Source organism: Streptomyces sp. NPDC101151 (assembly GCF_044768335.1).
Taxonomy (GTDB): domain Bacteria; phylum Actinomycetota; class Actinomycetes; order Streptomycetales; family Streptomycetaceae; genus Streptomyces.
On the sequence record NZ_JBIWPP010000012.1, the window covers coordinates 114588 to 140209 of the forward strand.

Sequence of the window (25622 nt, forward strand, 5' to 3'; positions counted from 1 at the left end):
CACCTGTCACCAGGCCAGGAAGGATTGACGTGGAACACAACGAAGGCAACGCAGCCGGCAACGGCGACGCGGGGACCACGGAACTGACGGGGATGCCCGCCGAGGCCAAGGCCGAGATGTGGAAGGCGATGTACTTCCGTGCCCAGGCCGGCATGGAGCGGTACATGGTGTCCAACTACGGCTACGGCGCCATCGACGAGTGGATCGACTTCTCCGCCGAGGCCACCGCCAAGCAGTCGGACCGGTACAAGACCGAGGGAGCGGTGCCGTTCACCGAGAACCTGGCGCGCATTCTCGGCGCCTGCTGGGGATCGGACGTCACGGTGCGGGAGAAGAGCACCGAGCGGTCGGAGGTGGACATCGACAACTGCGGGATCCTCTCCTACCGGCGTGGGGCCGCCCGACTTGGAATCGAACTCACCTTCGATGACCCGTGTCGCGAGTACTGCACCAAGCTCCAGTCGGCGATCGCCTCCAAGCAGGGCCTGACCGCGTCCTGCACGCTCAAGTCGGGCGGCTGCTCCTGGACGTTCACCCGGAACGCGGAGGAGGCATGACCACGTCCGTCCGGCCGACGACCGTCTCACCGCCCGCGGCCGACCGGCTCGAACTCCTGCGCACCACACTGCGGAAGGCGGCGAACTCCCCCTTCTACGCGCCCGTCCTGTCCGGTCTGGAGCCCTCCCGGCTGAGCGGCGCCGACTTCGACGTGCTGGCCACGCTCCCCTTCACGGACAAGGACGCACTCCGCGAGGCGGGCCTGCGCATCCTGTCCGTGCCGCTGGAGCACACCACGCGCTACTACGAATCCTCCGGCACCACCGGCACACCGACTCCCACGCCCAAGACCAGGCAGGACATCGAGTCCAACACCCAGGGACTGCTCCTGAACTGGCGCCGCATCCTTCGGCCGCGGTCCGACAAGGCGATCCTGATGGTCCCCTCCGACATCGCCCCGGTCGCAGACGCGATGGTCTACGGGCTGGAGGCCATGGAGGTCTTCAGCGTCCGCGCGTTCCCCTTCACCCGCGGTGTGTCCGGCTGGGACCAGATCATCCGGATCTGCGGCCAGACGGGCATCACCACCGTCCTGACCACACCGGGCCTGTGCCTCCACCTCTACTCCGAACTCAAGGACCGCGGACTGGAACCGAAGGAATTCGGCATCACGAAGATCCTGCTGCTGGGAGAACTGCTCACCGAGCCCATGCGCGCCATGCTGGAACGCATCTGGGGCGCCGAGGTCTACATCAACTCCTACGGGTCCTCCGAACTCGGCACCTGCTGCACCTCGTGCCCCGAGAAGCGCATGCATCTGCTGGAGCACATGTACCACTTCGAGTGGCTCGACCCGGAGACCGGAAGGTCCACGGACAGCGGCGACGCGGAGCTGGTCGTCACCACACTCACCGCGGACGCCCGGCCGCTGTTGCGCTACCGCACCGGCGACCTCGTACGGCGCGAGCCGGACGGCTGCCCGTGCGGACTCGATCTGCCGGTGGTGCGCGTCCTCGGCCGGGTTTCCGACGAACTCGTCGTCGCGGGCACCTCGGTGCGGCCCTACCAGGTGGAAGAGCTCGTGTTCGCCGTCCGCGGGCTGCTCGGGTACTGCATCCGGGTCGAGGACGACGGCCGCGCCGTGCTCTGCCTGGAGGTCGACCGCGATCACCAGAGCGACGCGGAGTGCGCTCGCATCGGCCGGGAGGCCCGGGAGGGACTCCGTTCCCGCGGCCTGCCGATGGACGTGGAGCTGACCTTCGACTTCAACGAACTGACCAAGCGGGGCGGGGGCTTCAAGAATTGGAAACTGACACACATCGTTCGGAGCTGACCGGCCACGGAAGCTGGGACCTCGGGAACTGGGTCACGGCCGCGCTGCTGGAGGGCCGGCGAACAGCCGCCGCCACGGCGGACGGGGAAGTGGCCCTGGGCCTGTGGGGCACGGACGAGCCCGACTCCCGGGTGCGTCTCGGCTGCCCCGTCTCCGACCTGGCGCGGCACCCCGACGGCTGGCTGCTGTCCCTGGAATCCGGCGATCTTGCACTCGTCGGCGCCACCGGCACGGTTCTCGATCGACGGTCCGGTGTCGGAGGCTGGCGGCTCGGGCGGCACCAGGACGGCTGGCTGGCCGTCGGCCGCAACGGATCGGTGGCCCTGCTCGATGCCGGCCTGGACATCCGCTGGCGACAGGACGGCGACTCCGCCTGGAGCATCGCGGCCGCCCGGGGGCTGGTCGTCACCTCCAGCATGGAAGGCTCGGTGACCTGCCGTTCGGCGAGCTCCGGCGAGGTGCTGTGGCGCTGTACGCAGGACCTGCCGGTGTACGGGTGCGCGGCCGTGAGCGAGGGATTCGTGGCCGGCACCGCCGAGGGCGCGCTGCTGGCCCTGGACGACCACGGCACCCTCGTCGACCGGGTGGCCACCCCTGCCGTGCGCCAGGTGACGGGCTTCGGGACGGGCACCTTGGTGGCCTGCGTCGACGGCTCTCTGCGCGCCTACTCGGACCGGCTCACCCAGATCTGGCGGTTCACCACCGGGTCCTGGGTCAAGAGCACGGCCGCGGACGACAGCACCATCGCCGTGGCCTCGGCCGACCACCACCTCTACCTCCTCGATCACGACGGGCGGGAACTCGGCCGCCACCGCGCCGGACACACCGTTCTGGCAGCCGCCCGCGCGGGATCCGATCTCGCCGCCGGCTCGGCCGACGGACGGCTGTACTTCCTGCGTCACACACCACACGTGAGGAACCACGCACATGTCTGACTACATCGCGGCCAAGGTGGACGTCTGTGTCATCGGCGCCGGACCGCACGGACTGGCCCTGGCCAAGGCCCTCATCGACGCGGGCCGTGAGGTCGCCGTCGTCGACCGCGAGACGGAACGCACGAGCAAGCGGCAGACCATGCTGATCCAGCCCGGTGCCATCAAGGCGCTCGACGCGCTCGGTGTCAGGGAGACGATCGAGGCGGCCACGCACAAGCTCGACGGATACGACTACTACGTCAACGGGGAATCGATCGCGGCACTGCGGTACACGGAGCTGGGCGACAGCCCCTACCCCTACGGTCTGGGTGTGCCCTACCGCACGATGCAGCAGGCGTTCCTCGACGAGTTGGAGCGGCATCCCTCCTTCCACCTCTTCGACGGAGCCACGGTACGCACGCTGCTCAAGGACGCCTACGGCACGCTGAGCGGTGTGGCGTTCACCGCGGACGGCGTCGACGGCGAGCGTGTCGTGGAGTGCCGGCTCGTCGTGGCGGCGGACGGTGAGGGTTCACCGACCCGCACCCTCGCCGGGATCTCCGTCCAGCCGACGACCTGGGACTACGAGGCGATCACCTTCCTGGTGCCGCGTCCGGAGGACTGGCCCTCCGTGCTGAGCAACTACCGCTCGGACGGCAACCGTTACCTGGGCCTCGCCGCCTACTCCCCCGACGAACTGAGCCTCCTGTGGGGTATCCGCAGCAACTCCTTCGACGAGGTCCGGAGCGCGGGCATCGACGCGCTGCGGGAGCGGATCCTCTCGGTCGAGCCGCGGCTCGAACCCTCGCTCGCGGGCATCCGGGACTGGACGGACGTACGCCACCACGCCTTTCCCGGTCACATCGCCGACACCTGGGTCACCGACGGCGTGATGCTCATCGGCAGCACCGCGCACAGTCTGACCACCTTCGGCGGGCAGAACATGAACCTGGCGCTGTACGACGCGGCATCCGCGGCCCGGACCGCGCTGCGCGCCCTGGACGCCGATGACCTGTCGGCGGCCTCGCTCAAGGAGTTCGAGCAGGAGCGCAGGCCGCTGGTCGAGAACATAGCGAAGTTCCAGAGCCAGGCGGCCGCTCCGGACACCGACGGTTCGGGCGGCCCGGCGGCCGAGGCCGTGGCCGCGGGACTGAAGCAGATGTTCCGGTCCATGGCACTCGGCCCCGAGGCGTGGAAGGGGACTGCGGCACCGGCAGCGTCCGGGGCGGCGGACGCGGCGGGGACCGGGGCCGCGATCCCTTCCCGCATCTACAACTTCGGGTTCCGCTACGACGAGATCCTCAACTGGGCCTGGCAGATGACCCCCAAGAACGATCCCGTCATGACCGAGATGGGGATGTACGCCTGGCAGCATCAGGTCCCGGTGATCGGCCCGTTGTCCGGCCGGCTGCTCTGGCAGCTGGCGAAGATGTCGCGGTCCCGGCGCGTCTTCGAGTTCGGTTCGGCGATCGGGTTCTCCACCATCTGGCTCGCCCGAGCCGTCGGCCCCGGTGGCAAGGTCTACTACACGGAATCCGACGAGGCGCTCGCCGAGCGCGCCCGCGAGTTCGTCGACAAGGCCGGTGTCGCCGACCGGGTGGAGTTCCTGATCGGGGACGCGGTGGAGAGCTTCCGGTCCGTGGAGGGCGACTTCGACCTCGTGCTGTGCGACATCGACAAGAGGCTGTACCCCACGGTGCTCCGCGAGGCGCAGCCGCGGCTGCGCACGGGCGGGCTCTTCATCGCCGACAACGTGTTCTGGAGCGGCGCCTGCCTGAACGGCTACGGCGAGGACGCCATGGGACGTGGGGTGGGCGAGATGCTCGACGAGATGCTGGCCGAGCCCTCGCTGTTCACCACGCTGATCCCGCTCGGGGACGGTCTCGCGGTCGGGATCAAGTCATGACCGTGTTCATGGTGGCGATCGGCGGCAGCATCGGCGCGCCCGCAGGCGCCTCCGCCACCGAGGCCGCGCTGCGGTGCGCGGCCTCGGCCGCGCAGGCGCGCGGCGCCGAGGTGGAGTTCTTCACCGGTGAGCGGCTGCGGCTGCCGCTCTACGATCCGTCGGCCGGCGTCCGCCCGCCGACGGTCACCCGGATGCTGGACGCGGTGGCCGCGGCCGACGCCGTGCTGATCGCCTCCCCCTCCTACCACGGCGGGGTCTCCGGGCTCGTCAAGAACGCCATGGACTACCTCGAGGGCCTGCGCGGCGACCCGCGCCCCTATCTGACGCAGCGGGCCGTCGGCTGCATCGGTGTCGGCGGGGGCGCGCAGGGTGCCGCCGCCACCTTGCGCAGCCTGCGCGAGACCGTGCACGCCCTGCGCGGCTGGCCCGCGCCCCTCGGGGTCGTCGTCGGACCGGAGGACCGACGGGGCGATCAGCCGGGCGAGGCCGGGTTGAGCGACACGGTCGTCGGCCGGCTGGAGACTCTCGGCACCGAGCTGTTCGAGTTCGCAAGGATTCGCCGGCCCGCCCGGGCACCGGTGCCGACCATCGCCGGCCGGGCGGTGGGGTGATGGAACACCCGATAGTCCTGAGCACCTGTTACGACACGGAGACAGCGAAGATCACCATGGCCGGCGTGCTGGACCGGCCCGGGGCCATGGCGGCGATCTTCCGCTGCGTCGCGAATGCCGGGATCCAGCCCGACCTCGTACAGACCGTCTGTCCGGCGCCGGGACTCCACGAGGTCACCCTGGTCGTCGCCGATCAGGACGTCCGCACGGCGGTGGCCGCCCTCGGCAGGGCGCGTCCCGCCATCGGCTACACCCACCTGGGCCACGACACCGAGATCGGAACCGTGGCGTTGTCGGGCGCGGCCCTGCGGGCGCGCACGCGGATCATCGCTCAGTTCTTCGAGTCCTTCTCCCGGGGAGGAATCCCGGTCGAGCTCGTGTCCGCCACCGACACACGCATCACGGCGGTGACCCGGCGACAGGAGGCGGCCAGGGCGGCCCGAGCACTCGCGATGAGTTTCGGCCTTGGCCGGGATCACATCAACTCGTTGTCCAGACAGAGCGGTTATCGTCTGACCGAAGCCTGATCGGACCGACGGAAGCCTGATCAGACCATTCGGCCACCCGGTGGAGGACCCGCACATGCCCGACACCCACAGCGGTACCTCACATGTGTCCGTTCTTGTAGTCGGCGGCAGTCTCAGCGGCCTGTCGTCCGCCCTCTTCCTCGCCGCTCACGGTGTCGACTGTCTCCTGGTGGAACAGCACCCGGGCACCTCCGTCCATCCGCGGGCCCGCCTGGTGACGGCCCGCTCGATGGAGCTGTTCCGCTCCGTGGGCCTGGAGCAACAGGTCCGGGAGGCCGGCGATCCCGGGCCCATCGGGTTTGTCGTGGTGGACACGCTGTCCGACGAGCACTACCAGCCGACCGGGGACCACCAGGACGAGACCCTGGCCATCAGTCCCACGGGCATGCGGCTGTGCGACCAGCAGCTGCTGGAGCCGCTGCTGCTCGATCGCGCCAGGGAACTCGGCGCGGACATCCGGTTCGGCACCGCGCTGACCGGGTTCGACCAGGACGCCGACGGGGTCACGGCCACTGTCCGCGACAAGGACACCGGCGAGACCAGAACCGTGCGGTGCGCCTACCTTCTGGCGGCGGACGGTATCCGCAGCCCGGTCCGGGAGCGGCTCGGCATCGGCCGTCACGGTCCGGGGGCGATGGGCCGTTCGGTCAGCGCGATCTTCGACGCCGATCTGTCCCCCGTACTGCGCGGGCGCCGGGCCATGGCTGTGATCGTCAAGAGGGCGGGTGCCTTCCTCTTCGCGCGGGGCACCAGCGACTCCCGGCTGTGGCAGCTCGGATTCCCCTACGACGAGGCGGACGACAGTCCCGTGGCACTGCGTGAACGGACCCGGCGGCTGGCCCGGATCGCCGCCGACCTGCCCGACCTGGACGTCGAGGTGCACAGCGCCATGGCGTGGGAGAGCGCGGCGCTGGTCACCGATCGGTTCCGCGAGGGCAGGGTGTTCCTGGTCGGGGACTCGGCGCACGCCATGCCACCGGCGGGCGGCTTCGGGGGCAACACCGGCATCCAGGACGCGCACAACATCGCCTGGAAGCTCGCCGCGGTGCTGCGCGAAGGGGCGGACGAGAGGCTGCTCGACTCGTACGACTCCGAGCGGCGGCCGGTGGCGGACTTCACCATGGAGCAGACCCTGGCCCGGATGAGGCAGGACCCGAAGGCGGTGGACCGGGCGACGGTGCAGCTCGGCTACTGCTACCCGGGGCCGGCCGAGGGCCCCGGCACACCACCCGGGATCGCCGAGGATCCCTTTCGTCCGAGCGCCCGCCCCGGCACCCGGGCCCCGCACGTCGTGTTGCGGCGTGGCGGGGTGCCGCTGTCCACCCTGGATCTGTTCGGGGAGGGCTTCACCCTCCTCACCGGTCCGGGCGGGGGCGAATGGATCACGGCCGCCGCGAAGGTCACGGCGGCCGACCCCAGGGTGTCCCTGGCGGCCCACCGCATCGGGTACGCCGGCCTTCAGGACCCGCACAAGGCGTTCCCGGACGCCTACCGCATGGAGGCGGACGGTGCCGTGCTCGTCCGTCCGGACGGATTCATCGGATGGCGGGCGAAGGAGGCAGGTCCGGACGCGGCCGGCCGGCTCGCCGAGGCCCTGGCCCGGCATCGCGGGCCGCGAACGCCCTCCGGCCCCGCCGGGGCGACCCACCTGCCGACGGCCTGACCGCCGCGGCCACCCGGCACGGCCGTCATCGCGGACTCCGTACGGAAGGAGAACGTCGAGGACGGCGGAAAGCGGGGCTTCCGGCCGACGCGGCATCCGACCGAACGGGAGCGGGAGCGCCGCGAGCACAGGCGGCCGCTCGACCGGTGCTCACGCGATCGCCTCGTCCGGACGGCGAGCCCGCAGAGGCGGCACTCATACGCGGCGGCCCGGCACGGGCGTCCGGGGAGGCAGTACGTCGGCCGCGCGGCCCGGGCTCGGGCGCACCCAGGGGTCGGGGTGGTGTCCGGCTGTCCGTGCGGCCCGGAAGGCTGCCGACCATGCCGGTGATCTCGCGAACGGTGAAGTACCGGCTGTCCCGACCGATGGGCACCACACAGAGGAGTGATGTGCGCATGATAATCGCCGGGACAGGCTCCGGCCGCCCGCGCGACCCCGACCTCGACCGCAGGATCGCCGACGCCGCCGTCGAGATCTTCGGCCAGGAGGGCTGGTCGTCGTTCAGCGTCGAGGCCGTCGCGCGTCGGGCGGGAGTGGGCAAGGCGTCGGTCTATCGGCGCTGGAGCAGCAAGGAGGCGCTGCTGGCCGAAGCACTGGCGACCCGCCTCGACGTCATCACGGACGTGGACACCGGCTCGGTACGCGGCGACCTCGTCCAGCTGGTCCGTCAGCTCCTTGAGCTGTACGGGGGCGAGCACGGCCGTGCCGCCCTGCGCCTGGGGATCGAGGCGGAACTCATCCCGGGACTGGCGCAACGCTACGCAGAGGTGACGCGGGATCAGATCCGTGCCGTCCGCACCATCGTGCGGCGCGGCATCGAGCGCGGGGAACTGCCGAAGCAGACATCGGCGACGCATCTCCTCGACGTCCTCTGCGGAGGCTCCATGAACCACGCCATGGCGACCCGGCTCACTCCCTCCGACGTGCTCCGCCCCCGACCCGGCAGGGAGTGCCCCTACGCGGAACGGTTCGTGGAATTCGTACTGGCGTCGCTCCTGGTCGAGGAGGGACCCGCCTGACCCCTCCCCGGGCCCGCCGCCCGTGAAGTCCGCAGGCGCCGTCCGAAGGCCGCCGGCCGCCGGTTCGGGCGAAGCTCCCCGCAATCCAGAAAAGGGCACCTGCCAGCACTTTCGCTGGTCCGGGCCCCTGGCGGCAGACGAGTCGGGCTGTACGCCGGGTTCTGTTCCGCTCAGGAAGCGATCAGGCTCTGACCTGAATGTTTACGGACATCCGGCGACTGTCCCAGCCCTCTGGGACTTCTCAGGGACTTTCAGCCGAGGTCCGTGAACCACGTCTCGATCGCGGACAGTCCCCGCGCGCCGGCCTGCGGCATGTGTGCGTGTACGTCCGGAGCGTGAACGCCGGGTCGGAGTACAGAGCCGGGCGAGCGTGGCCCGCGACATGCCGCGCGACTCCGGCAGCACCTCTTTCGCTCGCCGACGCCCAGGTCGTCCGCCAGTTCCACGCCTGCCTCCTTGGGCCGGTGCCGTTGTCGGCAGGGTACGGCGGCCGTGCCCCGGATACGCCACGAACGCGCCTACACGGCCGTTGCGGACCGTGCAGGCGCGCTCCATGTCACCCACACCCGCGCCTGCATCAACCTCGGCGACCGCCTCGCCGCCCAGGCTCGCGCAGACGTAGTCACGACCGACCGTCGCGCGGTCGGTCCAGGTTCAAGCAGTCGCCCGGGAGTTCACAGAGGCGATCCCGCAGAGGAATTTGCGTTCTGCTTAAGCGAACCGGCGATACGGTAAAGGAGCTTTGCGTACAGTGCCGTGATCGCGGCGATGACAGTCGGAATCAACGCCAGTGCGAGCACGCCAAGAAGCACGGGCCACTGGCGCATGCCGCTGTCGCAGGGGCTGTAATCCTGGGCGGCATGGAACAGTGGCGCTCGACACTCGACTCCGCCGGCCTCGTACCCGAAAAGGAGTAGGTAGAGAAACCAACACCACATGCTAATCGCCACGAGCGCCCACGCAATCGACCACTTATCTATTCGGTCGGCATCTCGCAGGCATTGCTCGTCGCGCGATTTTCCAAGTGGCGGTGGCGCCTGGCTTCGCTCATTCACGGCTCTCTCTCCTTGCTCGTCAGCATGGTCGTGCTGGACTTCATCCCATGCCGCCTAATTGGTGCAGTGGAACTTCTTGGTTTCGCGAGGGACGAAGTCGTTGACGAATCGTTGGAGTTTCTTGTAGCCGGTGGGATTATTCTCGACGCGATCGCCCCAGAAGTCCACCACGACGGACACGTGCGCGTTCCTGGTGTTACACGTCGCCTCGACCACGGCACGGCTACTTCCGATCGATGCATGTCCCGGGAATGTGACTTTTCGCTGGGCAGCATACTTGTACGGCGACCCAGCTTTGTCCCAGTCTGTCGGGTCTGGCGCCCGATCCCATCGCCTCACGGCGACGGACAGGACACCACGACCGTCCACGCTCAGGTCACACTGTGCGCCGGGGTTCGACTCGAAGGGCGTGTATTTCTGCTCCAGGCTGTCTCCATTCGGAACTAGCGGCGCCAGGACCGAATTATCAATGTCGACATGACAGAAATCAGCCGGCATTCCAGGTTGCACTTCACCGCAACCCGCCGCCGTGAGTACAACAGCTCCGCAAAAGGCCAATTGCGCAGCGCGCCACGCTTTCATCATCAGCGAATTCCAATAGCTGGGCATGCCCGTCCTACCCCTCGCCCCCGTTTCCCCGATTTCCTAGATCTCGCCCCCCTGGTGGGGACCGGCATTGATTTGCCCCGTCCGGCTGCCGACGTCGTAGTCGACGTACTGGAGATGCTGATGGCTGCCTTCGAGCGCCGCCTTGTCCTGCCCCAGGCGCCCCTTCAGGTTCTTGACCTGCAACTCCCATTCCGCGTGGGCGTCCTTGAGACCAGAGCCGGTCTGCCAGCCGCTGAACTCGCGCGCGGCCGTGGCTGAGGAATCGTCGGCGTGACCGCCTTGCCCTGTCCGTGTCTCGCGGTATCTCATCCTGCAGGGCCTTGACGGCGGTGTCGTTCCCCGCTTTGTTCGTCATGAGATCAGGGGCCCCGCGGCGCCGCTTCCTCCCGCGCCCGCAGCGCTGTCCAGCCGCATCCCATTCTGCCGACGGGCCAGCGCGTCGGCCTTCAGCTGCTCCCACTCGTCCCACACCACCTCAGGACCTCCCCCCGTAGTTGCTGTCTCCGTACCACGGCGCCTGCCCCGGCCCAGGCGGCATGGCTACGTGCGCCTGGGCCACCACTACTGCACGTCGGCGCCTGCGTACCGCCCCGACGGCCAGAGCCCCACCCGCAACCACGACAACTCCGGCACCTCCGAGAATCCATGGCAGTGCAGAGCCGTCGCCCGTAGATGCGGATGATGCTGGCGATGGGCTGCTGCCGTCCTTCGCCGAGGCCGTGGCCGACCCGTTGGATGCCTTGGATGCCGCTTGCTTGAAGTCGGGCAGCGGGTAGACGTCGGCCGGGCCGGGGTCGCCGGGGTCGGTCAGCGCGATGCGGGGGCGGACGGCGCCGTAGCCGAGGTAGTCGGTGCGCTTCTTGCCGCTCGGCGGCTTGCTCGCGGTGTTGAGCATGACCCTCAGGACCTGGTTGTTGGTCCAGTTCGGGTGCTTGGACCAGATCAGGGCGGCGGAGGCGGAGGCGATCGCCGTGGCGTCGCTGGTGCCATGTGTCTTGCACAGTTCCGTGCCGCCGATGCACGCGGCAACCATGTCCTCGCCAGGGGCGACCAGATCGACCTGCGGGCCGTGCTCGGACTCCTGGGTTGCCTTGGCGCTTCTGCCGATCGCTCCGACACCCACCACACCAGGTGTAGTCGCTGGGTACTCCGCCTGGTTGAGCGCAGCACCATCATTGCCCACACCAGCGAAGATCAGCTTGCCCTCGGAGAGCGCGTAGGCGACAGCATCAGTCAGCTCCTGGGAGTGTGCGGTACTCGCCTGCGAGACGTTGATGACCTGGGCATCCGCATCGGCCGCGAACCGGATGGCCTTGGCCGTGTACGTGGGGTAGTCATCCGGATTGCCATCGGCGCGGCTTTGCTCGATGAAGTCCGGGATACGGATCGGCATGATCTTCGCTCCCGGAGCCAGGCCGTAGGACCCGTTGGCGGCGCCACGGGCGCCTGTTCCGGCGATCAGGACGGCCATGCCGGTGCCGTGGCCGTGTTCGTCCTGGCCGGACACATCCGCCCCGCCGTGAGCGTGTCCCTTTACTTCCGGCCGGGCCTCATCGGCAGCCAGCTTGTCGGCCTCGACACGGAGGCGGTGCAGGCGATCGCGAACGTCGGCGTCGAGATTGTGATAGTTGCTCTTCGACGCGTCGACCGTAACCATCAGCCCCTCGATCTGCAGCGCCAGCACCTTGGAAAGGCGCTCCAGTTGGGAATGCACCTGGTTGTAGGTGCCGTGGAGCACGTCGGCTTCGTCGCAGTTGCCCAACCGTCCCGTCGGCAGGGTGCCGTCCGCGATCCTGTGCGGGGCAGCCTTCGACTTCTCCAGCCGAATCAGAAGGTCGTTCACCCGGTTCTTGAAGGCAGTCAGAGTCTCGGCCTCGACCCGCAGTTCCCGGGCCACGACGGCACCGGCACCTGCGATCGGGCCGATGCCGGACGCGGCCAACGCGCCGGCAGCCGATGCCAGCGCAGCCGCAGTTGCCTGCGGATCCCCCGTGTTGTCGGCCATTGAGTCCTCCCCCGTGCGGTCAGCCCTCAGCAGTACCTAGCCACCAGCTTGTGGTGCCCCTGCCATCTCCATCCGTAACAGAAGCAACCCAGGCACGATAGTCATGATCTTGCCTGGTCACGGAACTTTGACGCCGCCCATAGCCCGCGACTGACGGGAAAGTGACCATGCCGTATGTCACAGCGACATCGCTGCCTCCATCCATGTCCTTGATGCACCCAGAAACGGGGTAGGAACGCTGTCCGCCGTCGGACCCAGGGACGTGTTGCGCATGGCTGGTACGGAACGGCATCAGCCTCGCGCCGGAAGGAGCTCCACCACCCCTCTGGTCGGGAGAACCGGCCGGCGAACGACAGGCGTAACCATCCACTGAAGGGATCACCCCACCACCCGGTCAGATGCTCACGGCCGTGGGGAATGCTCCGGCTCAGACGGAGTCAGCCCCTGTGAACCCTTTTCGGGTGGCACCCACCGTGACATGTCCGGCGTTGGACTCCACGGCGCGATAGTGGGGTTCGGTGGCGCGAAGGGGCCTGCCTGGTTGTGCATCAGTAGCAGCATCACCACGGCGAAGCCGATGGCCACCACGATCAAGGCGAAGCCTAGGGGGTTCCGCGGGTTGTACTCGTAGCGGTTCGTCCCCCACTTGCTCCGCTTGAAGACGGGCTCATTGTCGTCGAAGCGCACGGGCATGACCGTATTGCGAGCGCTCGAAGCACTTGAGGGAGGGGGGCGATTTCAGAGCGATGCGATGGCCATCGCCACCAACCAACGCGTGCCCTCCGGTGCCGACCTGGCGTCCCATGTTCTGCCGCCCACCATCCCGGCCGCCACGGCCGAGGCGGCGAGGATCAACGGCACCGCGATCGTCATTCTCGTGGCCGCGCTGCAAGGACATCGCGTCCCGCCTCACGGGACGGTCGCAGAGCCGCCTGCCGAGACCGACGGAACTACGATCTGTCCCCAGGTCAGAGGCGTCCCCCGCGCGTATGCCAGGGACTTTCAGGGACTTTCAGCGCTGCCCGAGGGACTTCCGAGGGACTTTCCGCCGCCTGACGCGGCAAGCCCTCGAAGGACCGGAAAGGGCCTCCGACGCAGGCCAGAGGCCCTTTCTCAGGCAAAACCGCAGGTGGCGGCAGACGAGTCGGGCTGTACGCCGGGTTCTGTTCCGAGGGGACCTCACGGTCCCCCCGGCGACGGCCATCCATCTAGGGCCGGTGTTGCCACCGGCCTCGTGCGGTCTACCCGCGGACTCGGGCGAGCAGCCCTCGGACGTCCGCGCAGAGCGCTTTCTACGGCGCTCCTCTTGACCTTGCTCCGGGTGGGGTTTACCTAGCTGCCCAGGTCACCCTGGGCACTGGTGGTCTCTTACACCACCGTTTCACCCTTACCGAGGGCCGAAGCCCTTGGCGGTCTGCTTTCTGTGGCACTGTCCCGCGGGTCACCCCGGGTGGCCGTTAGCCACCACCCTGCCCTGTGGAGCCCGGACGTTCCTCGGGAAGCCCCCCTAGGGGGACTCCACGCGGCCGTCCGCCCGGCTCGTCTGCCGTGTCGACCATGGTACCGGGCGTGGGGGCCGGCGCGGACCGGCGGTCGCCGTGGCCAGTACCGAGCCCGCCAGGATCAGGGTGAAGGCGACGGCGATGCCCGTCGTCAGGGATTCGTCCAGGAACAGCGCACCGGCCGCCACCGCGACCGCCGGGTTGACGTAGGTGAAGACCGTCGCCCGGGTCGGGCCCGCCTCCTTGATCAGTTCCAGGAAGGCGACGAAGGCGACCGCGGTGCAGATGACGCCGAGGCCCGCGAGGGAGGCCAGGACCTGGCCCGACGGTACGGCGGACGGCCGGGTGACCGCGGCCGCGGGGGCGTATACCAGGGCGGCCAGGGTGAGGCACGGGGCCGTGAGCTGGAGGGTGGGCACATCCTTCAGCCACCGCGCGGCTATCAGCGGGGCGGTCGCGTAGCCGAGGACGGTCAGCAGGACCTCGCCCAGCGAGCGCGCGTCGCCGCCGGTGAGGTGCGGGACGGTGAGGACCGCGACGCCGACGAGGCCCAGGGCCAGGCCCGCGACCCGCCGCGCGCCGAGGCGTTCGGTGTCGCCGAAGAAGCGGGCCAGGAGCACCCCGACGATCGGTACCCCCGCGATCAGCAGGCCCGCCGTGGAGCTGGACAGGTGCCGTTCGGCGTCGGTGAGGGTGAACCACGGGCCCATGATCTCGATGCACGCGAAGGCCAGCATGGGACGCCAGTGGGTGCGGACGACGCGGATCAGGCCGCCCTGGCGGATCGCGAACGGGAGCAGGAGGAGCGCGCCGAGCGCACAGCGCGTGAACACCACCATGGAGGGGGACAGGTCGTCCACCGCCACCTTGATCATCAGGTAGGGAATGCCCCAGACCACTCCCATCAGGGAGAACAGGAACCAGCCGCGTGCAGTCATGGGGCGAGTTTCGGCCGGGTCAGGCGGCGACGTCTTGAACGCTGTTGCGGTACGCCGCCGGGGTCACCCCCAGCACCCGACGGAACCAGCGGGTGAGGTGTGCCTGGTCCGCGAAGCCCACCAGAGCCGCCACTTCCGCCGGTCGCAGTCCGGCCTCCAGCAGACCCCGCGCCCGCGTCACCCGGTACTGGGCCAGCCAGGCGTACGGGGGTATGCCCATCGTCGTACGGAAGGCCCGTAGGAGCTGGTAGCGGGACAGGCCCAGGTCGGCGGCGAGCAGGGCGAGGGAGGGAGGAGCGATGAGTTCGTCGGCCAGGCGGTCGCGGACGGTCAGGGCGAGGCTGGCGGTGCCGGGGATGCGGTCGCAGAGCGGTCTGGCCGTGGAGTGGCGGCGGGCCAGGGCTGTCAGCAGCCAGGGGAGGCGGGATTCGGCCTCCAGGGGATCGGGGCAGGCGCTGAGGTCGGCGTGCGTCGCACGGAGGGCGGCCGCCAGCTCGGGGTCGGCCAGGAGTGGTTCGCGGAAGTGCGGGAGACCGCCGAGGGTGCCGTCGACCAGCAGGGCCGGCTCGGCGTACAGGGCGCGGTAGGCGTAGCCGTCGGTGGGGGTGCCCGGTCCGCCGGTGTGCATCTCGCCGGGTTCGAGGACGACGATCGTGCCGGGGCCGGTGCGGATGTGGCCGCCCCGGTAGTCGATCACCTCGGAGCCGCCCACGCAGACGCCGACGGTGTACTCGTCGTGGGCGTGCGGGGCGTAGACGTGCTGCCGGAAGCTCGCGGTGAGCAGATCGAGCGGCGGGCCGCACCGGCCCAGTCGCGCCCTGGTCCACAGCGCCTGTTCCGCCATCGCACACCCCCTTGCGTACTCCCTGCCAAGCGTGCAACGCCTTCGGGCCCCGCTTCCATGCCGCGTCCTGGTCGGCATCGGCCGGGAACCTGCCGTGGATCTCCAGGATCACCATGCCGTGGGCGAACGCCCGGACGGCGCGGGCCAGGTCCAGGTCGCCGGCGCAGGCCCGCAGCAGCGGCTGGTGTCAGCCGTCAAGGTTCCGCGGCACCCGGGTCCGCTCCCCTACGGCAGCACCCGCTCCAGCGCCTCGAAGGCGGCCCGGATCCGGACCCGGTGGTCCTCGGCGACCTCGACCGCCCGCTCCCCCGCGAGCAGCCGGCGCGCGGAGGCGACGTACACCGTGCGATAGGCGGCGACCGTCAGCGCCGCGAGGAGGTCCGGCTCCGCGACCCCCGCCTCCGCGAAGGCCCCGGCGAGGGCCACCTCCAGCTCCTCCACCCCCTCGCGGGCGCGGGCACGCAGACCGGGCGAGCCGATGACGACCCGCCAGAAGGCCGGGAAGTCGTCGTCGACCCCGCCCAACGGATGCCGCTGGTCGAGGAGTTCGAGCGCGAGGCGGCACAGCGCGGCGAGCGGGGTCTCGCCGGGACCACGTCGGCGCACCGCCCCGGTGAAGGTCTCGACGGCCTCCGGGATGCGGTCGAGGAACAGATCCTCCTTGCGAGGGAAGTAGTTGAAGACCGTCATGGCGGAGACACCGGCCACCCGGGCGATCTCCGTGACGGCCACCTGGTCGAAGCCTCGCTCCACGAACAGCCCCGTCGCGATGTCGGAGATCCGCTGCCGCGTCTGCCGCTTCTTGCGCTCCCTCAGGGGAAGTTCTGCCTCTTCGCCGTCCGTCATGAGTAAATTATAGCGGCTCGAAATTTTTAGTGACTATAGTAAAGTCATGACGACGACGGATTACGACGTGGTGGTGGCCGGCGCCGGGCCGGTGGGGCTGTTCCTCGGCTGCGAGCTGGGGCTCGGCGGGGCGCGCGTGCTGGTCGTGGAGCGGCTGACCGAGATCGACGAGACGATCAAGGCGGGTGCGATCAACATCCCGAGCGCGGTGGCGTTCTACCGGCGCGGCCTGCTGCCGGAGCTGACGGCGGTGTGGGAGGCCGCGCTGGAACGGATGCGCGCCTTCAAGAAGGAGGCCGCCGGCAAAGAGGGGGCCGGAGGCAACGCGGGGGCCTCCGGCAGGAAGGAGGCGTCCGGTCGGGAGGACGGCGAGCCCCGCATGCCCCCGAAGTTCGCGGGTCACTTCGCCGGGATCATGATGGACGCCGATCTGTTCGACGGCTCCGCCCCCGTCTGGGCGGAGGTCGGCCCGGTCGCCGACGCCGGCCTCGGGGTGCCGCAGGCACAGCTGGAACGGATCCTGGCCGCGCGGGCCGCGCGACTGGGCGTCGAGGTGCGCCGGGGCGTGGAGCTGACCGGCTTCGAGGCGGACGAGGAGGGGGTGACCGTACACCTCGGTGGCCCCGAGGCGATCCGGGCCGGCTGGCTGGTGGGCTGCGACGGCGGCCGCAGCACGGTCCGCAAGCTCGCCGGATTCGACTTCCCGGGGACGGATCCGGAGATCACCGGCTACCAGGCGGTCGTGGAGATGTCCGGCGCCGAGCGTCTGGGCGTGGGCTGGAACACGACCGACACGGGGACATACGTCCACGGCCCCTTCCCGGGACGCGTCCTCAGCGTGGAGTTCGGCGGTCCCCCGGCCGACCGGTCGGCGCCCGTCACGGCCGAGGAGCTCCAGGCGAGCCTGCGCCGGGTGTCGGGGGTCCCGGAGGTGACCGTCACGAAGGTGGTCACGGCGACCCGGTTCACCGACAACGCCCGCCAGGTCACGGACTACCGCAAGGGCCGGGTGCTGCTCGCGGGGGACTCGGCGCACGTGCACTCGCCGTTCGGCGGGCAGGGGCTCAACCTCGGCATCGGGGACGCGATGAACCTCGGCTGGAAGCTCGCCGCCGTGGTGCGCGGCCGGGCGCCGGAGGCCCTGCTGGACAGCTACACCGCCGAACGGCGGCCGATCGGCGCCTGGGTGCTCGACTGGACCCGCGCGCAGATCGCGGTGATGCGCCCGGACCGGCACGCCCGCGCCCTGCGCCGGGTGATGACCGACCTGGCCCTGACGACCACCGGCACCACCTACCTGGTCACCCGGATCTCCGGCGTCTGGCAGACCTACGACCTGCCCGGCGACCACCCGCTGACCGGGCACAGCGCCCCCGACCTGGAGCTGGCCGACGGCACCCGGCTCGGCGACCGGCTGCACACCGGCCGGGCCCTGCTGCTCGACCTCACGGACGACCCCGGACTGCGTGCCCGCGCCGAGGAGTACGACGACCGGCTGGACGTCCTGACGGCCGCCTGCCCCGCCCGGCCGGACCTGGCCGCGCTGTTCCTGCGGCCGGACGGGTTCGTGGCATGGGCGGCGGACGGCGGTGACGGGGCCGATGCCCTGCCCGCGGCCCTGGAGCGCTGGCTCGGCACTCCGGCGAGCATCGCCCGGCCCGCCGCCTGAGCCCGCCGCGACGCCGACGGTGTCGTACGAGCGCTCACGCCGGCCCGAAGGTCACGCCCGCGCCCCGGCCGCGCCCTCACGCGGGCGCGAACAGAATCCCTGCCGTGCCCGGGTCCGCCCGGGTGAGCCGGACCCGCAGACTTTCGCCGAGCGGCAGATACTCGCCCTCGATCCGGCCGATCACGGCCGGTGATTCCAACTGCACGGTGCCCACGGCTGGTTGGTGGTCCGAGAGTTCCACCACGCAGCCGTCGAAGACCTCCCCGACCCGGTCCCTGAGGAGGGCGGCCTCGACGATGTCGACGCACTCCCGCTCGACCGTGGCCGCGCGCCGGCTGCCCTCGGCCATCCGCTGGGGCAGGGCGTCGAGTGCGGCGAGCACCCAGGCGGGCGGGGCCTGGCCGGCGGCGGCCGCGAGACAGAGTTCGCAGGCGTAGCGGTCGGCGAGGCGGCGCAGCGGGGCCGTGCAGTGGGCGTAGGGGGCGGCGACGGCGGCGTGGGTGGTGATCGTGGGCAGGTTGCCGTCCCGGAAGACCGTGTAGCCCGCACCGCGCAGCAGGGTCGTGCACTCCTGCAGGAAGGCCGCGTGGTGGGTGTCGTGCGGGTCGAGGGTGCGGATCAGCGCCGCGTACGACACGTGGTGCGGCCAGTCGATGTGCAGGGCGACCGCGGTGCGGCGCAGCCGGGCCACCGCGCCGTCGGGTGCCGCCGGGAGGGTGCGCAGGACGCCGGTGCCGGTGGTCACCATCAGGCCGGCCGCGGCCATGCCGGTGAGCAGGGACACCTGGGCGTTCCAGCCCTCGGCGGGCAGCGGGGCGCGGTACGCCAGCTCATAGGTGTGGTCCCGCTCGGTGATCTCCTGTTCGGGGACGTTGAGCGAGATGCCGCCGCGCTCCACCTCCAGCCGCTCCCGGGCCAGGCCGATCTCCTTCAGCAGCGCGACCGGCTCCTCGGCCGTCCCGCTGTCGATCTGCCGCTGCACGCCCGCGTAGTCGAGCTGCGCCGTGCTGCGGACCAGGGCCCGGCGCACGTCGACGGCGACGGTTCGGCCCTCCGCGTCCAGGTCGAGGGTCCACAGCACGGCCGGCCGTGTCCGGCCCGGCAGCAGGCTCGCGGCGCCCTCGCTGAGCTCGACGGGGTGGAGCGGCACCTTCAGATCGGGGAAGTAGAGGGTGTTCACCCGCTTGTGCGCCTCCGCGTCCAGCGCCCCGCCGGGTGCGACGAAGGCGGCGACGTCGGCGATGGCGTACCGGACCCGGTAGCCGGTGCCCTGCCGGGACAGGTGCATCGCCTGGTCGAGGTCGGTGGAGGTGGGCGGGTCGACGGTGAAGAAGGGGAGGTCCGTGGCGTCGTACGACGGCAGGGCGGGCGCCTGCGCGGACCGCTCGGCCTCCTCCTGGACCCCGGCCGGAAAGGCCTCCGGTACGCCGAGTTCGGCGCGGAGCGCGGCGAGGGCGACCCCGAGGGGGGCCTGCGGGGCGCCGGTCACGCGGATCGTGCGGCGGGGCATGTGTCGAGCGTAGGGCGAAGGCGCGTGCCCAGCACCCCGTACGCTGGCGCAGATCTCTAGACGAAGGAGTACCCGTGCTTGTCCTGCTGCCGCCCTCGGAAGGCAAGGCGTCCTCGGGCCGGGGCGCCCCGCTGAAGCCGGAGTCGCTGTCCCTGCCGGGGCTGGCCGGTGCCCGGGAGGCGGTGCTCGGGGAGTTGGTCGAGCTGTGCGCCGGTGACGAGGAGAAGGCGCGCGAGGTACTCGGGCTGAGCGAGGGGCTGCGGGGCGAGGTCGCCAAGAACGCCGGACTGCGGGCGGCCGGGGCCCGCCCCGCCGGGGAGATCTACACCGGGGTTCTGTACGACGCCCTGGACCTGGCCTCGCTGGACGCGGCCGCGAAGCGGCGTGCGGCGCGCTCGCTGCTGGTCTTCTCGGGGCTGTGGGGCGCGGTGCGCGTGTCGGACCGTATCCCCTCCTACCGCTGCTCGATGGGCGTGAAGCTGCCGGGTCTCGGTGCGCTGTCCGGGCACTGGCGTGCGCCGATGGCCGAGGTACTGCCGGAGGCGGCCGGCGACGGCCTGGTGCTGGATCTGCGTTCCGCCGCCTACGCGGCGGCCTGGAAGCCGAAGGGCGAGATCGCCGGGCGGACGGCGACCGTACGGGTGCTGCACGCGCCGACACGGAAGGTCGTCAGCCACTTCAACAAGGCGACGAAGGGCCGGATCGTACGGAGCCTGCTGTCGGCCGGGGGCGCCCCGAAGGACCCCGCCGAGCTGGTGGCGGCGCTGCGGGACCTCGGGTACCAGGTGGAGGCGGAGGCGCCGGGCAGGGCCGGCAAGCCGTGGTCGCTGGATGTGCTGGTGGAGGAGATCCACTGACGGATGCAGCGCCGGGTCCACCGACGGATGCGCGGAGGGATGTACCCGGGGGACTGAGGGGTGCACTGAGGGATCCGCTCGAAGGCACGCTGAGAGCCTGCTGATCTCATTGCATCATGTGCAACGCCCTTTGCGCATGATGCCACCCGTGGGCACGATGAGGGCATGAGTTCACCCCTGCCCTCCTCCCCGGCTGCCTCCGTGCTGGATCTCGCACCCGTCGTGCCCGTCGTGGTGGTGTCCGACGCCTCCGACGCCGTACCCCTGGCGCGGGCACTGGTGGCCGGCGGGCTGCCCGCGATCGAGGTGACGCTGCGGACGCCCGCCGCGCTGGACGCGATCCGGGCGATCGCCCGCGAGGTGCCGGACGCGGTGGTCGGCGCGGGCACGGTCCTGACGCCGGAGCAGGTGACCGAGTGCGTGGCGGCCGGGGCGCGGTTCCTGGTCAGCCCCGGGTGGACGGACGGGCTGCTGACGGCGATGCGGGCGTCCGGGGTGCCGTTCCTGCCCGGCGTGTCGACCACCTCGGAGGTGGTGGCGCTGCTGGAGCGCGGGGTGCGGGAGATGAAGTTCTTCCCGGCCCAGGCGGCGGGCGGCACGGCCTATCTGAAGTCCCTGGCCGGTCCGCTGCCGCAGGCCCGCTTCTGCCCGACGGGCGGGATCGGCCCGGCGACCGCGCCGGAGTATCTGTCCCTTCCCAACGTCGGCTGCGTGGGCGGGAGTTGGATGGTCCCGGCGGACGCGGTGGCCGCCGGGGACTGGGCCCGGGTCGAGGAGCTGGCGCGGGCCGCCGCCGGGCTCAGGGACGCAGATGGGACGTGTCGTTGAACAGCCGCACGCTCGCGTTGCCGTCCGCGTAGTAGGCCACGGCCGACAGGGACGCGGCGGACAGCTCCATCCGGAACAGCGACTCGGGCGGGGCGCCGAGGGCGAGGCGCAGCATGGTCTTGATCGGGGTGACGTGTGTGACCAGCAGGACCGTGCGGCCCGCGTAGGCCGCGACCAGCTTCTTGCGGGTCGCCTCGATCCGGACGGCGGTCTCGGCGAAGCTCTCGCCGCCGCCCGTGGGGTGCGCCTCCGGGTCGGCGAGCCAGGTGTTCAGGTCGTCCGGGTGGCGCTCGCGGACCTCGCCGAAGGTGAGGCCCTCCCAGGCGCCGAAGTCCGTCTCCCGCAGCCCTTCTTCGATGGCCACGTCCAGCCCGAGGCGGGCCGCGACGACGCCGGCGGTCTCCCGGGTGCGGGCGAGCGGGGAGGCGACGACGGCCTGGATCGTGCCGCGTCCGGCGAGTGCCTCCGCGACCCGCCGGGCCTGCTCGCGGCCGGCGTCGGAGAGGGAGGGGTCGGTGCCGCCGCTGCCGGAGAAGCGCTTCTGGGGGGTGAGCGGGGTCTCGCCGTGGCGGAGGAGGACGAAGGTGGCGGGCGCGCCCAGGTCGGGGGCCGCGCTCCAGCCGGGCGTGGAGGGCTGCCGCCCGCCGGGAGGCGCCGCCTGCCGCGCGACGGGGGCCGCCCCGGCGGCACGACTGCCCGGGGCTGCGGTGGCTGGGGCGGCCTCGGCTGCGGCTGCCTCGACCGCGGCTGCCTCGACCGCGGTGGTCGAGGCCGCGGTGGTCGAGGCCGCGGTGGTCGAGGCCGGAGCGGCCGCCGGCCGCGCGGAATCGGTGGCGCGGCCCTCCGCCAGCGCGGCCCGGGCCTTCGCCGCACCCGCCGCAGCGTCTCCGGGCGGGCCCGACGGCTCGGGTACGGCCCGTGGGGTGTCCAGGTCGGCCCGGGACCGCGACGGGGACCACTGTTCGCCCTTGGCGCCCGCGTCCATCGCCTCGTTGGCCAGGCGGTCGGCGTGCTTGTTGCGTTCGCGCGGCATCCACTCGTAGGTGACCCGGCCGGGCGGGAAGACCCGGCCCGCCTCGGCCGCGAGGGGCTTCAGGTCGGGGTGCTTGATCTTCCAGCGGCCCGACATCTGCTCGACGGCCAGCTTGGAGTCCATCCGGACATGGACCCGGGCGGCGGGGTCCAGGGCGTGCGCGGCACGCAGGCCGGCCAGCAGTCCCCGGTACTCGGCCACGTTGTTCGTGGCGACGCCGATGTACTCGGCCGCCTCGGCCAGGGTCTCCCCCGTCACCGCGTCGCTCACCACGGCCCCGTAGCCCGCGGGCCCCGGGTTGCCCCGTGACCCGCCGTCGGCCTCGACGATGAACTCCCGCACCGCGTCCGCCCCTTACAGACCCGACTCGGCCGTGCGCACCAGGATGCGGCGGCAGTTCTCGCAGCGGACGACCGTGTCCGGCGCCGCCTTACGGATCTCGTTCAGCTCGGTGATCGCCAGCTCCTGACGGCAGCCCTGGCAGGTGCGGGCGTACAGCTTGGCCGCACCGATGCCGCCCTGCTGCGCGCGCAGCTTGTCGTACAGCTTGAGCAGGTCGGCGGGGACGGAGCCGGCGATGACCTCGCGCTCCTTGGTCACCGAGGCGATCTCGCCGTCGATCTCCTCGAAGGCGGCGTCCCGGCGGCCGGTCGCGTCGTCGATCTTCGACTGGACGGAGGCGACCCGCTCGGTCAGCTCACCGACCCGCGCCTGTGCTGCCTCGCGGCGCTCCATGACCTCCAGGACGACGTCCTCCAGGTCGCCCTGCCGCTTGGCGAGGGAGGCGATCTCGTGCTGGAGGTTGGACAGGTCCTTCGGCGAGGTGACCGCGCCGGAGTCCAGGCGCTGCTGGTCGCGGACGGCACGCTGGCGCACCTGGTCCACGTCCTGCTCGGCCTTGGTCTGCTCGCGGGCGCAGTCGCTCTCCTCGGTCTGCGCGGCCACCAGCAGGTCGCGCAGCTGCGTCAGGTCCTTGTTCAGCGACTCGATCTCGGCGTGCTCGGGCAGCGACCTCCGCTTGTGCGCCAGCTGCTGCAGGCGGACGTCGAGGGCCTGGACGTCGAGGAGTCGGATCTGGTCGGCGGGCGCGGCGTTCAGTTGGGGGCTCCCGTGGTATCGGAAGGGGCGCGCGAAGCGCTCGTTGGAAGGGTGGTGGTGGGCGACGGGTGGGCGGTGACGGAGGACGCCGCGTGGGCGGTCCAGGGGTCGGTGACCGTCTTGGAGACATGGACCCTGAGGTCCCAGCCGTGGCGGTCGGAGATCTCGTCGAGCTGGGCTGCGGCCAGCTCGCACCAGGGCCACTCGGTGGCCCAGTGCGCCGCGTCGAGCAGCGCGAGGGGACTGTGGAGGACGGCCTCGGACGCCGGGTGGTGGCGGAGGTCCGCGGTGAGGAAGGCGTCGACGCCGGCCGCCCGGACCTGGTCGAAGAGGCTGTCGCCCGAGCCGCCGCTGACGGCGACCGTGCGGACGACCGCCTCGGGGTCGCCGGCCACCCGGATTCCCTGCGCGGTGGCGGGCAGCCGCTCGGCGGCCCGGGCGGCCAGCTCGCGCACGGTCAGCGGGTGGTCGAGTTCGCAGACGCGGCCCAGGCCCCGGCGGCCCTCCGGGTCGGTCGGGTCCGGCACGAGGGGTCGTACGACCCGCAGGTCCAGCGCGCCGGCGAGCGCGTCGGAGACGCCCGGGTCGGCCGTGTCGGCGTTGGTGTGGGCGACGTGCAGGGCGATGTCGTTCTTGATGAGCGTGTGCACGACGCGGCCCTTGAAGGTGGAGGCCGCGACCGTGGTCGTCCCGCGCAGATAGAGCGGGTGATGGGTGACCAGCAGGCCGGCGCCGAGCTTCACCGCTTCGTCCACGATGTCCTGGACGGGGTCGACGGCGAACAGGACCCGGGTGACCTCCTGGCCGGGGTCGCCCACGACCGTGCCGACCGCGTCCCAGGACTCGGCCCGCGCGGCGGGCCACAGGTTCTCCAGCGCGGCGATGACTTCAGACAGACGGGGCACGGGGAAAGGCTACCTGGCTGTTCCGCGGGGCTGTACCGCATCCGCTCCCCCGGTCCCGCTCAGCACAGGGGCACCCACTTCCTCAGGTGAATCGCTTCTGCGCCACACGTATGTGTGAAGCACGGTTCGGCCGGTCCCACGTCTGTGCGTGCGAAAACTAGCTTCGTCGCCGGAGGTGACCGAACGATGACGGCCTGTGCGATCGAACCCCCCTCCACCGGTGAGCACGACGGTGTGCCGGGGACGGGGTGCGCCATCACGACGGACGGCGCGTACGCCGCCCGCCTCACGCTGGACGGCGACTGCTGGTTCCCGGAGCGCTGGACACTGGACGGCCCGGAGCCGTACGCCGTGCCGCTGCCCGGCAATCAGCCGGAAGAGCCCGGCACCCGCGTGCAGCCGATGGCGGACGGGCGGGTGCTGATCCACCGGCTGGTGGAGCACCGGCACACCTTCTCGCTGCTGTACCCGACCGGCCCCGGCACCGGCGAGCTGCCGCTGGGCGCGGTGGAGTGCCCGGAACCGGGCACCCGGCTCACGCTGCTGCCGCCGGCGCCGGGCGGAGCGCACGCGTACGCCCTCGCCGTCGGCCCGAGCGCCACGGCGGTGTGGCTGGTGGCGGGCGGCGCCTTCGGCCCCGAACGGCTGGCGGAGGTCCCGGGACGCTGCTCGGGCGGGGTCTGGCTGGACCGCACCGGGCGGATGCTCGCGCTGGACCGGGAACTCGGCGGGCGCACCAAGACGGTCGTGGTCGACCTGGAGCGCGGCGGCGAGATCTCGCCCCTGCTGCAGATCGCGGCGGACAGCGACGACCGGCTGCTGCTCGCCGACCCGGACAGCGGGCTGCTGCTGATCTCCTCGGACGCGCCCTCCCCGGGGCAGGAACGATTGGGCTGGGGGGTCATGGGCAGCACGCTGCCGGTGCGCTTCCCGGAGTGTCTGCGCGTCCCGGACTGCCCGGTGACGCCGTTCGCGATCCAGCCGGAGCAGGTGCTGATGCCGGAGAACTGTGCGGTGGCGCTGCGTATCGACGGGCCGTTCGGCAGCTGGGTCGGCATCTGGCGGCCCGCCGAGCGGCAGGTGAGCCATCTTCCGGCACCCGAGGGATGGTTGCACGGGTCCGGGTTGTGGACGCGGGACGGGGTGCTGCGGCTGCCCTACGCCACGGGGGAGGTCCCGTGCGGCGTGGCGGAGCTGACGGTGCCCTGGGGGGAGACGGGGAGCGCGGGGACCGCGTGCGGTTCTGCCGTCGCGACCCCGCGGGAAACGGGGGGACCGGGGGAGGCGGGTCTGGAGGATCCGGTCCGTGACGGCACGGCTGCCGGGGTGCCCGAGGCGTCCCGGGAGGCGGCGGAACCGGATCCTCCGGAGCCTGTGACGACCCGTCCCGTACCGCTGCAACAGGCCCCGCTCGGCCGACTTGTAACGAAGTAGCACCGGTCGGCGTGGCCG

The 25622-nt window shown here is 71.3% G+C and carries 23 protein-coding genes, 1 other RNA gene and 1 pseudogene; 12 read left to right on the forward strand and 13 right to left on the reverse strand.

Annotated features, from left to right (window positions below; all coding sequences use genetic code 11):
- The first annotated feature begins 29 nt into the window (after nucleotides 1-29).
- The 8 genes from ACIRU3_RS23125 (at nucleotide 30) to ACIRU3_RS23160 (ending at nucleotide 8471) form a co-directional block, all read left to right on the forward strand.
- A complete protein-coding gene (locus ACIRU3_RS23125) occupies nucleotides 30-557 on the forward strand; it encodes a hypothetical protein (RefSeq protein WP_404059166.1) in 528 nt (175 codons plus the stop codon).
- Nucleotides 554-1831: a phenylacetate--CoA ligase family protein gene (locus tag ACIRU3_RS23130; protein WP_404059168.1), complete on the forward strand. Its 1278-nt coding sequence runs from the start codon at nucleotides 554-556 to the stop codon at nucleotides 1829-1831. Before ACIRU3_RS23125 ends, ACIRU3_RS23130 begins: the two co-directional genes overlap by 4 nt.
- A complete protein-coding gene (locus ACIRU3_RS23135; RefSeq protein ID WP_404059170.1) occupies nucleotides 1801-2766 on the forward strand; it encodes a PQQ-binding-like beta-propeller repeat protein in 966 nt (321 codons plus the stop codon). The genes ACIRU3_RS23130 and ACIRU3_RS23135 overlap by 31 nt, the downstream gene beginning before the upstream one ends.
- Nucleotides 2759-4651 (forward strand): FAD-dependent oxidoreductase, encoded by a 1893-nt coding sequence (locus tag ACIRU3_RS23140; RefSeq protein WP_404059173.1) that lies wholly within the window; start codon nucleotides 2759-2761, stop codon nucleotides 4649-4651. Before ACIRU3_RS23135 ends, ACIRU3_RS23140 begins: the two co-directional genes overlap by 8 nt.
- Nucleotides 4648-5262 (forward strand): NADPH-dependent FMN reductase, encoded by a 615-nt coding sequence (locus ACIRU3_RS23145; RefSeq protein ID WP_404059176.1) that lies wholly within the window; start codon nucleotides 4648-4650, stop codon nucleotides 5260-5262. Before ACIRU3_RS23140 ends, ACIRU3_RS23145 begins: the two co-directional genes overlap by 4 nt.
- Nucleotides 5262-5789, forward strand: a complete 528-nt coding sequence (locus ACIRU3_RS23150) for an ACT domain-containing protein (RefSeq protein ID WP_404059180.1) — start codon at nucleotides 5262-5264, stop codon at nucleotides 5787-5789. Before ACIRU3_RS23145 ends, ACIRU3_RS23150 begins: the two co-directional genes overlap by 1 nt.
- Nucleotides 5790-5844: 55 nt before the next feature.
- Nucleotides 5845-7452 (forward strand): FAD-dependent monooxygenase, encoded by a 1608-nt coding sequence (locus tag ACIRU3_RS23155; protein ID WP_404059183.1) that lies wholly within the window; start codon nucleotides 5845-5847, stop codon nucleotides 7450-7452.
- Between the two features lie 395 nt (nucleotides 7453-7847).
- Nucleotides 7848-8471 (forward strand): TetR/AcrR family transcriptional regulator, encoded by a 624-nt coding sequence (locus ACIRU3_RS23160; protein WP_404059185.1) that lies wholly within the window; start codon nucleotides 7848-7850, stop codon nucleotides 8469-8471.
- Between the two features lie 674 nt (nucleotides 8472-9145).
- Here ACIRU3_RS23160 and ACIRU3_RS23165 read toward each other — a convergent pair.
- The 9 genes and pseudogenes from ACIRU3_RS23165 to ACIRU3_RS23205 all read right to left on the reverse strand — a co-directional run bounded on the left by ACIRU3_RS23165 (nucleotide 9146) and on the right by ACIRU3_RS23205 (nucleotide 16270).
- Nucleotides 9146-9526 (reverse strand): hypothetical protein, encoded by a 381-nt coding sequence (locus ACIRU3_RS23165; RefSeq protein WP_404059188.1) that lies wholly within the window; start codon nucleotides 9524-9526, stop codon nucleotides 9146-9148.
- A 54-nt stretch (nucleotides 9527-9580) separates the two neighbouring features.
- Nucleotides 9581-10135 (reverse strand): hypothetical protein, encoded by a 555-nt coding sequence (locus ACIRU3_RS23170; protein WP_404059191.1) that lies wholly within the window; start codon nucleotides 10133-10135, stop codon nucleotides 9581-9583.
- Between the two features lie 36 nt (nucleotides 10136-10171).
- On the reverse strand, nucleotides 10172-10444 hold the full coding sequence (locus tag ACIRU3_RS23175) for a hypothetical protein (protein ID WP_404059193.1): 273 nt from the start codon (nucleotides 10442-10444) through the stop codon (nucleotides 10172-10174).
- A 166-nt stretch (nucleotides 10445-10610) separates the two neighbouring features.
- Nucleotides 10611-12140 (reverse strand): S8 family serine peptidase, encoded by a 1530-nt coding sequence (locus ACIRU3_RS23180; RefSeq protein ID WP_404059196.1) that lies wholly within the window; start codon nucleotides 12138-12140, stop codon nucleotides 10611-10613.
- 402 nt (nucleotides 12141-12542) lie between these two features.
- Nucleotides 12543-12827 carry a hypothetical protein gene (locus ACIRU3_RS23185; protein WP_404059199.1) on the reverse strand — a complete coding sequence of 95 codons (285 nt, stop codon included), beginning with the start codon at nucleotides 12825-12827 and terminating at the stop codon, nucleotides 12543-12545.
- A gap of 449 nt (nucleotides 12828-13276) precedes the next feature.
- Nucleotides 13277-13682, reverse strand: an RNA gene (gene rnpB, locus ACIRU3_RS23190) — RNase P RNA component class A.
- A 118-nt stretch (nucleotides 13683-13800) separates the two neighbouring features.
- Nucleotides 13801-14580, reverse strand: a pseudogene (locus tag ACIRU3_RS23195) (DMT family transporter); the annotation flags it as partial.
- Between the two features lie 19 nt (nucleotides 14581-14599).
- The gene (locus ACIRU3_RS23200; protein WP_404059202.1) at nucleotides 14600-15424 is read right to left on the reverse strand and encodes an AraC family ligand binding domain-containing protein; all 825 of its coding nucleotides are present in this window, start codon (nucleotides 15422-15424) and stop codon (nucleotides 14600-14602) included.
- Nucleotides 15425-15649: 225 nt separating this feature from the next.
- Nucleotides 15650-16270 (reverse strand): TetR/AcrR family transcriptional regulator, encoded by a 621-nt coding sequence (locus ACIRU3_RS23205; protein WP_404059205.1) that lies wholly within the window; start codon nucleotides 16268-16270, stop codon nucleotides 15650-15652.
- A 46-nt stretch (nucleotides 16271-16316) separates the two neighbouring features.
- Here ACIRU3_RS23205 and ACIRU3_RS23210 point away from each other — a divergent pair, with 46 nt between their 5' ends.
- Complete coding sequence (locus ACIRU3_RS23210; protein ID WP_404059208.1) at nucleotides 16317-17939, forward strand: FAD-dependent oxidoreductase; 1623 nt, start codon at nucleotides 16317-16319, stop codon at nucleotides 17937-17939.
- Nucleotides 17940-18015: 76 nt separating this feature from the next.
- On the opposite strand, the gene ACIRU3_RS23215 is transcribed toward ACIRU3_RS23210, so the two are convergent.
- Nucleotides 18016-19449 carry an RNB domain-containing ribonuclease gene (locus ACIRU3_RS23215; RefSeq protein WP_404059211.1) on the reverse strand — a complete coding sequence of 478 codons (1434 nt, stop codon included), beginning with the start codon at nucleotides 19447-19449 and terminating at the stop codon, nucleotides 18016-18018.
- Between the two features lie 74 nt (nucleotides 19450-19523).
- Here ACIRU3_RS23215 and yaaA point away from each other — a divergent pair, with 74 nt between their 5' ends.
- Nucleotides 19524-20306: a peroxide stress protein YaaA gene (gene yaaA, locus ACIRU3_RS23220; protein WP_404059213.1), complete on the forward strand. Its 783-nt coding sequence runs from the start codon at nucleotides 19524-19526 to the stop codon at nucleotides 20304-20306.
- A gap of 165 nt (nucleotides 20307-20471) precedes the next feature.
- Entirely contained in the window at nucleotides 20472-21134 is a 663-nt protein-coding gene (locus ACIRU3_RS23225) for a bifunctional 4-hydroxy-2-oxoglutarate aldolase/2-dehydro-3-deoxy-phosphogluconate aldolase (protein ID WP_404059216.1), read from the forward strand.
- Here ACIRU3_RS23225 and ACIRU3_RS23230 read toward each other — a convergent pair.
- Genes ACIRU3_RS23230 through ACIRU3_RS23240 form a run of 3 tightly spaced genes read right to left on the reverse strand, consistent with a single transcriptional unit; the run spans nucleotide 21106 to nucleotide 24170 of the window.
- The gene (locus ACIRU3_RS23230) at nucleotides 21106-22509 is read right to left on the reverse strand and encodes a bifunctional RNase H/acid phosphatase (RefSeq protein WP_404059219.1); all 1404 of its coding nucleotides are present in this window, start codon (nucleotides 22507-22509) and stop codon (nucleotides 21106-21108) included. The two genes, ACIRU3_RS23225 and ACIRU3_RS23230, sit on opposite strands and share 29 nt — an antisense overlap.
- A 12-nt stretch (nucleotides 22510-22521) precedes the next feature.
- The gene (locus ACIRU3_RS23235) at nucleotides 22522-23265 is read right to left on the reverse strand and encodes a zinc ribbon domain-containing protein (RefSeq protein WP_404059481.1); all 744 of its coding nucleotides are present in this window, start codon (nucleotides 23263-23265) and stop codon (nucleotides 22522-22524) included.
- Nucleotides 23262-24170 (reverse strand): Nif3-like dinuclear metal center hexameric protein, encoded by a 909-nt coding sequence (locus ACIRU3_RS23240; protein ID WP_404059222.1) that lies wholly within the window; start codon nucleotides 24168-24170, stop codon nucleotides 23262-23264. The genes ACIRU3_RS23235 and ACIRU3_RS23240 overlap by 4 nt, the downstream gene beginning before the upstream one ends.
- 186 nt (nucleotides 24171-24356) lie before the next feature.
- Here ACIRU3_RS23240 and ACIRU3_RS23245 point away from each other — a divergent pair, with 186 nt between their 5' ends.
- Entirely contained in the window at nucleotides 24357-25604 is a 1248-nt protein-coding gene (locus ACIRU3_RS23245; protein ID WP_404059225.1) for a hypothetical protein, read from the forward strand.
- Nucleotides 25605-25622: the final 18 nt, after the last annotated feature.